This is a genomic window from Shewanella frigidimarina NCIMB 400 (assembly GCF_000014705.1).
GTDB lineage: Bacteria > Pseudomonadota > Gammaproteobacteria > Enterobacterales > Shewanellaceae > Shewanella > Shewanella frigidimarina.
The window spans coordinates 1334980-1347552 of the sequence record NC_008345.1 but is presented as its reverse complement, the minus strand read 5'-3'; the positions used below and the strand labels follow the sequence as shown (position 1 = coordinate 1347552).

General features: G+C 43.2%; 7 protein-coding genes. 2 read left to right on the top strand and 5 right to left on the bottom strand.

The window, feature by feature from the left end:
- Positions 1-294 precede the first annotated feature (294 nt).
- Positions 295-4176: a phosphoribosylformylglycinamidine synthase gene (purL, locus tag SFRI_RS05885; protein WP_011636615.1), complete on the bottom strand. Its 3882-nt coding sequence runs from the start codon at positions 4174-4176 to the stop codon at positions 295-297.
- A gap of 355 nt (positions 4177-4531) precedes the next feature.
- Here purL and mltF point away from each other — a divergent pair, with 355 nt between their 5' ends.
- A complete protein-coding gene (gene mltF, locus SFRI_RS05880) occupies positions 4532-5962 on the top strand; it encodes a membrane-bound lytic murein transglycosylase MltF (RefSeq protein ID WP_011636614.1) in 1431 nt (476 codons plus the stop codon).
- Between the two features lie 315 nt (positions 5963-6277).
- Here the strand turns inward: mltF and tadA are convergent, their stop codons facing one another.
- The 3 genes from tadA to guaB form a co-directional block, all read right to left on the bottom strand.
- On the bottom strand, positions 6278-6757 hold the full coding sequence (gene tadA, locus SFRI_RS05875) for a tRNA adenosine(34) deaminase TadA (RefSeq protein WP_086019793.1): 480 nt from the start codon (positions 6755-6757) through the stop codon (positions 6278-6280).
- 189 nt (positions 6758-6946) lie between these two features.
- Positions 6947-8524 carry a glutamine-hydrolyzing GMP synthase gene (guaA, locus tag SFRI_RS05870; protein WP_011636612.1) on the bottom strand — a complete coding sequence of 526 codons (1578 nt, stop codon included), beginning with the start codon at positions 8522-8524 and terminating at the stop codon, positions 6947-6949.
- A 104-nt stretch (positions 8525-8628) separates the two neighbouring features.
- Entirely contained in the window at positions 8629-10095 is a 1467-nt protein-coding gene (gene guaB, locus SFRI_RS05865; RefSeq protein WP_011636611.1) for an IMP dehydrogenase, read from the bottom strand.
- Between the two features lie 118 nt (positions 10096-10213).
- Here guaB and xseA point away from each other — a divergent pair, with 118 nt between their 5' ends.
- Entirely contained in the window at positions 10214-11554 is a 1341-nt protein-coding gene (gene xseA / locus SFRI_RS05860) for an exodeoxyribonuclease VII large subunit (RefSeq protein ID WP_041412834.1), read from the top strand.
- Positions 11555-11806: 252 nt separating this feature from the next.
- Here xseA and SFRI_RS05855 read toward each other — a convergent pair whose 3' ends face one another.
- Entirely contained in the window at positions 11807-12484 is a 678-nt protein-coding gene (locus SFRI_RS05855) for a YiaD family glycine zipper/OmpA-like lipoprotein (RefSeq protein ID WP_011636609.1), read from the bottom strand.
- Positions 12485-12573 lie beyond the last annotated feature (89 nt).

The following is a 12573-nucleotide window of genomic DNA, read 5'->3' as shown; positions in this document are numbered from 1 at the left end:
AAGAAGTGAAATAAGCGAGCACACTTTTTTATTTATACCGTGTTTAGTGGATGTTTTTGTTAGCGCAGAGATCATATTAAGCGGTAATCGTTATTATCCAATGATAACGAATCAGAAAACCCCATAGAGTAAACCTATGGGGTTTTTCTTTTTCACCACAACATAAAGTCAGTTGCGGTAAACAAATTGAAACCAATAAAAAAGGCGACTCAACGGAGTCGCCTTTCGCTTTAGTTACATTAAGTAATTTAACTAAATCAAGTGATTTTGCTAAACTAAGTGCATGATTTGCTATTAACCAATCTTCACTCGTGCATTACGGAACATACGCATCCATGGGCTATCTTCACCCCAATTATCTGGATGCCATGAATTGGCAACGGTTCTGAATACACGCTCAGGATGCGGCATCATAATTGTTACGCGACCATCAGTGGTACAGATACCAGTTAAGCCATTAGCAGAACCATTTGGGTTTTCTGGGTACTGGGTCGCAATTTGACCATGACCATCAACATAGCGCAGTGCAATAGTGCCCGATGCTTCTGCATTTGCTAACGCTTGAGCATTGGCAAATTCAACTAAGCCTTCACCATGCGATACTGCGATAGGCATACGAGAACCGACCATGCCTTCAAAAAATACCGATGGATTTTGTTGCACTTCAACCAAACTGAATCGAGCTTCAAAACGCTCAGAACGGTTACGCACAAAACGTGGCCAATGCTCACTTCCTGGAATAATTTCTTTCAGGTTAGATAACATCTGACAACCATTACACACGCCAAGGGCGATGCTTGAATCACGTTCGAAGAAACGGCTAAACTCGTCGCGAGCACGATCATTAAACAAAATCGATTTAGCCCAACCTTCACCAGCGCCTAACACGTCACCGTAAGAGAAGCCGCCACATGCCACTAGGCCTTGGAATTCTTCTAAACTAATTCGACCAGATAAAATGTCCGACATGTGCACGTCGCGACTTTCAAAACCGGCACGGTCAAAAGCGGCTGCCATTTCAACATGAGAGTTAACGCCTTGCTCACGTAAAATAGCCATTTTAGGTGCGACACCTTTAAGGATATAAGGTGCGGCGACATCTTCACTTGGATTAAAGCCTAATTTAACCGTTAAACCTGGCGCATCAGCTTGTTGTTTAAGCTCATATTCTTCACGCGCACATTCCGGATTGTCACGTAGCGCTTGCATGCGATAGGTTGTTTCTGACCATAAGGTACGCAGTGCAGTACGGCTGTCAGCAAATATGACTCGCTCGCCGTCATTAATGCTAATTTTGTCAGCCGTTTGCAAACCACCGATGTGATGACACGTTACGCCTTTAGCTTCAAATTGCGCGGCAATGGCTTTAGCATCAATAGCACTGACTTGAATTACAGCACCAATTTCTTCGTTAAATAAACGTTCTAAATCAGTACCACTCAAGCTGGCTAAATCAATTGTTAACCCGGTATTACCAGCAAAAGCCATTTCCACGAGAGTGGTAAATAAACCGCCATCACTACGATCGTGATAAGCCATAACCGCTTGATCGGCTACGAGTTGCTGCATCACTTCAAAAAAGCCAGCTAAGTTAGCGGTTTTATCCAATGTTGGTGCAATGTCACCTAACTCACTGTAAACCTGCGCTAAACAAGAACCGCCTAAACGGTTTTGGCCATTGCTTAGGTCCAGCATTAATAAAGCACTATCACCTTTATCACTGCGAAGCTGTGGCGTTACCGTTTTACGAATGTCTTGTACTACACCAAAGGCAGTGATGACTAACGACATAGGCGATGTGACGGTTTTCTGAGTGCCGTTATCTTCCCATGCGGTTTTCATCGACATGGAGTCTTTGCCAACAGGAATTGTTATACCAAGTTCAGGACAAAGGTCTTCACCAATCGCTTTAACGGCTTGGTATAAACCCGCATCTTCACCAGGGTGACCCGCTGGAGACATCCAGTTAGCAGAAAGCTTAATACGCTTGAACGAGCCAATGTCAGTACCAGCAATGTTCATAATCGATTCGGCAACCGCCATGCGGGCTGAGGCGTCAAAGTCGAGTAAGGCTAACGGAGTACGCTCACCCATCGACATCGCTTCACCGCAGTAACTGTCATAACTTGATGCGGTTACTGCGCAGTCGGCAACTGGAACCTGCCATGGACCCACCATTTGATCGCGATTCACTAAACCAGTAACGGAGCGATCACCAATGGTGATAAGGAAGGTTTTGTCTGCCACTGTTGGCAAGGTTAAAATGCGCTTAACAGCATCTTTTAGCTCAATTTTAGTTTGATCTAACGCTGGCGATACTGCTTTGGCAGTTACCACATCACGGCTCATCTTAGGCGCTTTACCCAATAAAACTTCAAGCGGTAAATCAATCGGCTTGTTGTTAAAATGGCTGTCGGCAAGCGTTAAATGCATCTCTGCTGTCGCTTCACCAACCACGGCAAATGGCGCGCGTTCACGGGCACAAATATCAGCAAACTGTTGCAAGTTCTCTGGTGCAACCGATAATACATAACGTTCTTGTGATTCATTACACCAAATTTCAAGCGGGCTCATGCCTGGCTCGTCTGAGGGAACATTACGTAAATTGAATACCCCGCCGCGATCAGCATCATTCACTAACTCAGGGAATGCATTAGATAATCCGCCTGCGCCCACATCGTGAATAAATTGAATTGGGTTTGTGTCACCTAATTGCCAACAGCGATCGATAACTTCCTGACAACGACGTTCCATTTCTGGGTTTTCACGTTGTACAGAAGCAAAATCTAAATCTTCGCTAGATTGACCAGATGCCATTGAAGATGCAGCACCACCGCCTAAGCCAATGTTCATTGCCGGTCCGCCAAGCACAATGAGCTTAGCACCAATGGTAATTTCGCCTTTTTGAACATGATCTTCACGGATATTGCCTAAGCCACCAGCAATCATAATCGGCTTATGATATCCGCGTACTTCAACACCATTATGGCTAGAGACTAATTGCTCGTAGGTGCGGAAATAACCGGTAATGGCAGGACGACCAAATTCGTTGTTAAATGCTGCGCCGCCAAGTGGGCCTTCGAGCATAATTTCTAACGGTGTGACAATACGATCTGGCTTACCGTAATCCCCTTCCCATGGTTGTACAAAACCAGGAATTTTTAAGTTAGAAACAGTAAAGCCAGACAAACCTGCTTTAGGTTTAGAACCTCGGCCAGTAGCACCCTCATCGCGAATTTCACCACCTGAGCCAGTAGCCGCACCAGGATATGGACTAATTGCAGTAGGATGATTGTGCGTTTCGACTTTCATCAATATATGCATTGGCTCGGTGTGATAGTTGTAAATACCATCGGGATCAGGGAAAAAACGTCCCGCAACAGAACCTGTCATCACCGCAGCATTATCTTTGTAAGCTGATAACACGTAATCAGGTGTCACTTCAAAGGTGTTTTTAATCATTTTGAACAATGACTTTAGCTGTACTTCACCATCGATTGTCCAATCTGCATTGAAAATTTTGTGGCGACAATGTTCCGAGTTTGCTTGAGCAAACATCATTAATTCGATGTCGTTAGGGTTACGCTTTAAACGAACAAAATTTTCAATTAAATAGTCAATCTCATCATCGGCAAGGGCCAAGCCTAGCTTAATGTTGGCCACTTCTAATGCGCGGCGGCCTTCAGCAAGAATATTCACACTGCTAAATTTTGCCGGTTCTGTACGAGCAAATAATACTTCAGCAGCTTCAAACGCTGGCAGCATCACTTCGACCATACGGTCATGTAATAACCCTTGCAGTAGTTTTTGTTGTTCTGCGGTTAATACTGACGCTTCAACATAATAAGCAATACCACGTTCAAGACGGCTAACTTTGCCTAAACCACAGTTATGAGCAATGTCGGTTGCTTTAGAAGACCAAGGAGAAATAGTGCCAGGACGAGGAGTAACAAACAGTAAAGTGCCTTGTGGGGCATGAGACTCAATAGCTGGGCCATAAGTAAGAATAGTTTCTAACTGTAGACGTTCATTATCATCTAGTGGTTCACTCAAACTGGCTAAATGTACATATTCAGCATAAATTTGAGAAACAGGAAGCGCTGCGTTTTCGCAAGCCTCCATGAGTTTTTGAACTCTAAATGCAGATAGTGCTGGGGCTCCGCGAATGATTTCCATCACGTCTATTCACCTTTATAATATAGGAGGATCAGAATTGGCGCTATTATAGGGAATTGCACACTACAAATCACCTTCAAGCACCGGTGAAAACAGTGTTTCCTGATAGGGAAAATATCCCACTCAAGTAATGCTAAAGTGAATAACATAATCACTTTACCTTTTAACAAAAAACAACCACAAAATGCTGCTTATTTGCTCAACTATAGGCGTTTAGGAAAACTCCTGATAAAGTAAGCCAAAAATAAGCTAACTCCCCTACATATTTAAAGGCTATTCAACCGGTATTTCATTCGTTTCTACACATCATTCTGGTGACATTAACGAAACAACTTAAGATAACCAATTAATAAATATGATCAAAACCTTATTCATAATCTTACTTTGCGGGATTCTATCCGCCTGTCAACCTGTTGATATTCAAGATGTTGATATTGCCGCTCCTGCACCTAAGCGTACCGTATTAAAGGTAGGGACCTTATATGGCCCACAGATTTATCTGAATTCAGAACAGGGTGAAAGCGGATTCGATTTTGAAATGGCGCAGCGCTTTGCTGACTATTTAGCCGTCCCTTTAGAGATGATCCCGTATACCAATCGCAAGCAATTATTTGCGGCATTAAAAGAAAACAAGATTGATATTATTGCGGCCGGTATCGCTAAAACCCCCAACCGCAGTCAACAATTCAAGCTCGGACCAACATTATATAAAGTCAACCAAGTACTGGTATATAAGGAAGGCACTCCGGAACCCAAAGACATTAGCACTCTGTCGGGTGAGATTACCGTCATGGCTAACTCATCGTCGGTCAATACCTTAACCAAATTACAAAAAGACTATCCTGAGTTGATGTGGAATCAAGTCAACGACAAAGACAATGAAGAACTGTTTGCACTAATAGCCAACGGTGAACTGAACTACACCATTTCAGATTCAAATAGTTTATTGATCAATCAACGCTTTTTACCCGAACTGCGCGCGGGAATGATTTTAGAAGAAAAAGTCGAAGTGGTGTGGCTATTACCGCCGAATAACAGCGATCGTTTAATGAGTAAGTTGTTGGCTTTTTGGCATAAAGAAAGGCGTGCGGGTACGCTGGAGCATTTAAACGAGAAGTATTTTGGCCACGTAAAACGTTTTGATTACGTTGATACTCGTGCCTTTATCCGCGCAATTGATAATATTCTTCCCGAATATCGCAGTTTTTTCGAGGAGTATTCTGGAGAGTTAGATTGGCGTAAATTAGCGGCCGCCAGTTATCAAGAATCACACTGGAATCCGAGTGCTCGCTCACCTACTGGAGTGAGAGGTATGATGATGCTAACCCAGCCTACAGCAGCTTACGTCGGTGTAGATGATCGTCTAGATGCAGAACAAAGCATACGTGGTGGCGCATTTTATTTAAAAGACATGATGGAGAGACTGCCAGACACCATTTCTGAAGCTCAACGGATCTGGTTCGCACTGGCGTCTTATAATATCGGTTTAGGCCATGTTGAAGATGCGCGCCGATTAACAGAATCAATGGGAATGGATCCAAGCGCATGGCGTGATGTCAAAAAAGTATTACCTTTGCTGCAACAATCTAAATATTATAAACAAACTCGCTATGGTTATGCTCGTGGTAGTGAAGCTGTCCATTATGTTGACAGTATTCGTCGTTACTACGACACCTTAGTTTGGATCGATAATCAAACCAAAACAATGGAGATTATCGAAGAGAAAGAACAAGTTGAAGTGATTGCAGAAGAAGTGCCAGCCAAAAGTCACGTATCGGCGCAATAATTATTATGCGTGAGAGTTTATCGTCATAAAGCTGACCGATAATCGTCACGAATATAAGGTACTATGGTGCTGAATTTATCGTTAGAAAGCATTCTGCTAAAGTATGTTGTTTATCAGTAACCTCGGTGAGGTTAGCCAATATTAAGGGATCACGGTATGAGAAGAAGAGCTATAAGCAATACCATGTCACGTCGTCGTGTCATGCTTAAAGTACATAAAAGCCGCATTCAAAATCGTCAACGAGCTCATTTTTTATTGGTTCAAACTGAAAATTAATCTTTCGTTAACCACATAAAAACAAGTCACTCAATCAGTCTATTTTTTAGCTAACTGTTTGAGTGCTTTTTTTTCTGCTCTACGTCGCTGAAAAAATGCACTTAATTGCGCGCCACATTCTGCTGCCAACACACCTGAACTCACTTCAAGCTGATGATTAAACACAGGATGTTGCAATAAATTAATCACACTACCCGCCGCGCCAGTTTTTAAATCATCCGCACCATACACAACCCGCGTAATACGGCTGTGCACCATGGCACCCGCGCACATAGTGCAGGGCTCTAACGTGACATATAAAGTGGTGTCGAGCATACGATAATTTTCTAACACCTTGCCGGCTTGACGAATACATTCCATCTCGGCGTGAGCGGTCGGGTCGTGATTTACAATACTTAAATTACAACCACTAGCAATCAATACATCGTCTTTAACCAATACGGCACCCACAGGCACTTCGCCTTTTAGCTCGGCTTGCTCGGCAAGTTGCATCGCTAAACGCATCCACTTTTCATCAATGGCGCGCTGAAGCTGATTCGATTTATCATTGTGCGCATTAGAAAGTGGGCAAGTATCGGTGGAAACGTGTGCTTTTGGGGTATCTGTCACTCTATAAAACCTAGGTAATTGTCATACGTGGCTATTCTAGCAAATAAAAAAGACGCCGCAGCGTCTTTTTTAAATCAAACTAGGTGTCACGCTACAGCGTTATTCCCATTCAATTGTTGCAGGCGGCTTACCTGAAATATCATAAACCACACGAGAAATACCATCGACTTCATTGATAATACGGTTAGAAACGCGGCCTAAGAAATCATACGGCAAATGTGCCCAATGTGCGGTCATAAAGTCGATAGTTTCTACCGCACGTAGCGATACAACCCAATCATACTTACGACCATCACCCATTACACCTACCGAACGAACGGGTAAGAAAACGGTAAAGGCTTGGCTCACTTTATTATACAAATCAGCTTTGTGTAGCTCTTCAATAAAGATAGCGTCTGCACTTCGCAGTAAATCACAATATTCTTTTTTCACTTCGCCAAGTACACGAACACCTAAACCTGGTCCTGGGAACGGATGACGATAAAGCATGTTGTAAGGCAGGCCTAACTCTAAACCAATTTTACGCACTTCATCTTTAAATAACTCACGTAGTGGTTCAACTAAACCCATCTTCATATCGGCAGGTAAACCGCCAACATTGTGGTGCGACTTAATCACATGTGCTTTACCGGTTGCACTGCCCGCTGATTCAATCACATCAGGATAAATAGTGCCTTGGGCTAGCCATTTAGCATTCGCGCATTTTTTTGATTCTTCATCAAAAATTTCGACAAACACACGACCAATGATTTTACGCTTCGCTTCAGGTTCTGCTTCGCCAGCCATTGCATCTAAGAAACGGTTTTCAGCATCAACGTGAACAATATTGAGTCCAAAATGATCGCCAAACATTTCTAATACTTGCTCGGCTTCGTTCAAACGCAGTAAACCGTTATCAACAAATACACACGTTAGTTTATCGCCAATCGCCCGATGTAATAGCATCGCCACAACCGATGAATCTACCCCGCCAGATAAACCCAGAATAACTTCGTCATCACCAATTTGCTTTTTTAAACGCTCAATAGCATCTTCAATAATTGATGATGGCTTCCAATTGGCTTTACAGCCACAAATGTCTAACGCGAAATGCTCTAGCATACGCTGACCTTGGCGAGTGTGAGTCACTTCAGGGTGGAACTGTACGCCGTAAAAACCTTTCTCTTCATTGGCCATAGCGGCAAACGGACAAGTTGCCGTTTTCGCTACCGTCACAAAACCGTCAGGGATAGCAGACACTTTATCACCGTGGCTCATCCACACATCGAGCAAAGGTTTGCCTTCTGCGCTTACTGCATCTTCAATGCTTTTAAACAAAGCAGATGTGGTTTGTAATTCAATTTGTGCGTAACCAAACTCACCTTCACCCACGCCTTGAATCACTTTGCCACCAAGCTGTTCTGACATGGTTTGCATGCCGTAACAAATACCCAATACAGGCACACCAGCATTAAACACATACTCTGGAGCACGTGGTGAATTGTCTGCAGTGACACTTTCAGGGCCACCAGCCAAAATAATACCATTTGGGGCAAACTCACGAATTTGCGCTTCGCTCACATCCCACGCCCATAACTCACAATACACACCAATTTCACGGATACGACGCGCAATAAGTTGAGTGTACTGAGAACCAAAATCGAGGATTAGAATCTTATGATCGTGAATATTACTCATGAATAACCTTTACATATTAATTAAGTGTAATAACTCGCATCCAATTGATGCGGGCAAATTAACGCTAATAAAACAAGGGCGACATAACGTCGCCCTTACAGTAATTATGAACGATAGTTTGGTGCTTCTTTGGTAATGGTCACGTCATGAACGTGTGACTCACCCATACCTGCTGAAGTCACTCTTACAAACTGTGCTTTTTCATTTAACTCTTTAATCGTGGCACAACCGGTTAAGCCCATGCATGAACGCAAGCCGCCCATGTGTTGGTGAATGATCTCTTTCAACTTACCTTTGTACGGCACGCGACCTTCAACACCTTCAGGTACTAATTTGTCTGCTGCGTTGTCACTTTGGAAGTAACGGTCAGATGAACCTTGAGTTTGGCCCATAGCACCCAGAGATCCCATACCACGGTATGATTTATAAGCACGACCTTGGTAAAGTTCAGTTTCACCTGGCGCTTCTTCAGTACCAGCAAACATAGAACCCGCCATGATGCATGATGCACCTGCAGCTAATGCTTTAGCTAAGTCGCCAGAAAAACGAATACCGCCATCAGCAATAACAGGAATGCCTAACGCGAGTACGGCTTCAGCAGCATCAGATACCGCAGTGATTTGTGGTACACCGACACCCGTTACAATACGAGTAGTACAAATTGAACCAGGGCCGATACCGACTTTAACGGCGTTAACGCCCGCTTCAACTAGCGCAAGTGCGCCAGATGCGGTGGCAACGTTGCCGCCAACAATTTGCAAATCAGGGTATTTGGCTCTAGTGTCACGAATGCGCTGCAATACGCCTTCTGAGTGACCATGTGATGAGTCAATCAATAACACGTCAACACCGGCTTTTACGAGCGCGTCAACACGTTCTTCATTGCCAGGACCAGCACCGACGGCTGCGCCAACACGTAAACGACCTAATTCGTCTTTACATGCGTTTGGTTTGCGTTCAGCTTTTTCGAAATCTTTAACGGTGACTAAGCCTTTAAGTTTAAAGTTTTTATCAACCACTAAGACTTTTTCAATACGATGAGAATGCATTAGTTTTTGCACTTCATCTAACTTAGTACCTTCAGTTACTGTGACTAGACGATCTTTTGGGGTCATCATGTCGGCAACGGTTTTGCTCCAATCAGTCACAAAACGCACATCACGGCCTGTAATAATACCCACAAGTTCGTGTGCATCATTCACTACAGGGTAACCAGCAAAACCATTATGTTCAGTTAATAAACGTAAATCAGTTAAGCTTGTGGTAGGCGTAACAGTAACGGGGTCTTGAACAATACCGGCTTCATAACTTTTAACTTTACGGACTTCTTCAGCTTGTTGCTCAATACTCATGTTTTTATGAATGAATCCTAAACCACCTTCTTGCGCCATCGCGATCGCAAGACGAGATTCAGTCACAGTGTCCATGGCGGCTGACACAAGTGGAATATTTAATTCGATTTTAGTCGTTAAACGAGTTTTAAGAACAGCGGTATTAGGGAGTACGGTCGAGTGGGCAGGAACCAACAACACATCATCAAAGGTTAGTGCATCTTTCAGTAAACGTAGCATGGCAACATCTCCCTAGTAAGTAGGATTTGAGGTGAAATATTGCGGCGAGATTATACCTTGCATATTGCAGTTGGTAAATGGAAAATAGATTTTTATTAACGTTAGAATGAGAACTCTCATGAGTGCCACAAAAAACAATGTTTATAGTGTTTCGCAATTAAATAGCGAAGTGAGGCATATTCTTGAAGGACAAATTGGCAAAATTTGGCTAAATGGTGAAATATCAAACTTTTCGGCTCCAAGTTCAGGGCATTGGTATCTCACGTTAAAAGACGCTCATTCACAAGTTCGCTGTGCCATGTTTAAGGGCCGTAATCAATCTGTGCGCTTTAAACCCGTCAATGGTCAACAAGTGTTGATTAAAGGCGCCATCAGTGTTTACGAGCCTCGTGGCGATTATCAGCTGCTACTAGAGTCAATGCTGCCAGCAGGTGACGGACTACTCGCACAGGAATTTGAAGCGTTAAAACTAAAATTGGCCGCTGAAGGCTTATTTGCCCTAGAAACCAAACGCCCTATTCCAACCAATATCCAACGAATTGGTGTCATCACATCGGCAACGGGGGCAGCGTTGCGAGATATCTTGCATGTATTGGCACGCCGAGATCCATCAATCGAAGTGGTTGTGTACCCAACTCAAGTTCAAGGTGCTACAGCCAGTCAATTAATCTGCCAAGCAATTGTCACCGCCAATCAACGCATGGAAGTTGATGTGCTGTTGCTTACCCGTGGTGGCGGTTCGTTAGAAGATTTATGGTGCTTCAACAGCGAACACTTAGCCCATGCGATTTACAACAGTGCACTGCCTGTTGTTAGCGCGGTTGGCCATGAAATAGATACCACTATCAGTGATTATGTAGCCGATGTACGCGCCCCAACACCGTCAGCCGGTGCTGAATTATTATCAAAAGACAAAGGCAATAAAGCAGAAAAGTTGGCGCTATTATTATCGCGTTTGCAGCAAGGGATGAAGCATTACCAATTGCAGCAATATGGACGATTAACTCAGTTATCTCATCAGCTTCAACGCCATGAGCCGCAACATAAACTGCAGCAATTTGAACAACGGTTTGACGAAATTCAAATGCGCTTAGAAAATGCCTTACAGCATAAACTCAGTCGCTTAACCTTACGCCACCAGCAATTACATAATCGTTTGCAACAACGTTCACCAGTTAACACCTTAACCTTAGAAAAACAGCGGCTTGGCTATTTAATTGAACGCTTTAACGACGCCAGTAAAGACTATTTTAAACAGGCTGAATCACGAGTTTCACAAGCCGCCCATAATCTTGACACCGTCAGCCCACTGGCAACCTTAAGCCGAGGTTATTCAATCACAAGTACCAATGAGCATGTTATCGAAAATGCCAATCAATTAAGCAATGGTGATGTTATTCATACTCGGTTAAAGCAAGGAAGTGTCACCTCCACCGTGACAGATGTTTCAACTAAATAACAAGCATGGTTTCGATGATAGAAATGTGGCAAAAGGACGTAACGTGAAACAGATAGATTATCGATTATGTATGCTTGTTATTTAGATCACTTACCATCCATAGATACCAAATTATCTGTGCCATATACATGTAGTCATCTAGATTATTGTTCACTAACTCCGTTATCGGTTAAGCAAAAAAAGCCATCTTTCGATGGCTTTTTTATTTAAAGGTCAACAAGCATCGCTTGTTAACCACACTCACGGCTAAAACTACTTACCCATTGGTGTTAATACAATTTCTACACGACGGTTTTGCGAACGACCTTGTTCGGTAGAGTTGCTGGCAATTGGGCTTGACTCGCCCATACCAGTAGAAGACACACGTGAACCGCTGACTTTCTGGCTCGTCATATACTGCGCAACTTCACTCGCTCGAACTTGTGACAAACGCAGGTTATAAGAATCTGAACCTGAACTGTCGGTATAACCAATCACATTTAAACGAGTGTCATCATATTCTTTGGCAACTAATACAACGCTGTTTAATACTGATTTAGCACGTGAGCTTAGTACAGTTTGATCAACCGCAAAAGTCACTTCATTAGGCATGTTCAATACAATATTGTCACCGTTGCGCGTCACACTCACGCCAGTTGATTTTAACTGTTTACGCAATTCTGCTTCTTGCACATCCATGTAATAACCAATACCACCACCAAGAGCCGCACCAGATGCTGCACCAATTAATGCACCTTTACCGCGATCGCTTTTGCTTGATGAAAGCACACCAATGGCAGCGCCAGAAAGGCCACCGATAATAGCGCCATTTGTCGCTTTAGCATTTTCTGATTCGCCCGTATAAGGATTAGGTAACTGGCAACCTGACAACAACAGCGCCGAACCAATTAATGAACTGCATAACAACGATGCATTTAACTTTACTAACATACATACTCCTAACTACTTATCCCAGATGGATAAGTAAAAACTGACAAAATCAAAAATAACCATTCTAACGTAGATCTAAGGTGCATAAG

Excerpts from the sequence above, each read along its gene's own strand:
- purL (WP_011636615.1), bottom strand. The coding sequence starts at position 4,176 with ATGGAAATCATTCGCGGAGCCCCAGCACTATCTGCATTTAGAGTTCAA.
- mltF (WP_011636614.1), top strand. The coding sequence starts at position 4,532 with ATGATCAAAACCTTATTCATAATCTTACTTTGCGGGATTCTATCCGCC.
- guaA (WP_011636612.1), bottom strand. The coding sequence starts at position 8,524 with ATGAGTAATATTCACGATCATAAGATTCTAATCCTCGATTTTGGTTCT.
- guaB (WP_011636611.1), bottom strand. The coding sequence starts at position 10,095 with ATGCTACGTTTACTGAAAGATGCACTAACCTTTGATGATGTGTTGTTG.
- xseA (WP_041412834.1), top strand. The coding sequence starts at position 10,214 with ATGAGTGCCACAAAAAACAATGTTTATAGTGTTTCGCAATTAAATAGC.
- SFRI_RS05855 (WP_011636609.1), bottom strand. The coding sequence starts at position 12,484 with ATGTTAGTAAAGTTAAATGCATCGTTGTTATGCAGTTCATTAATTGGT.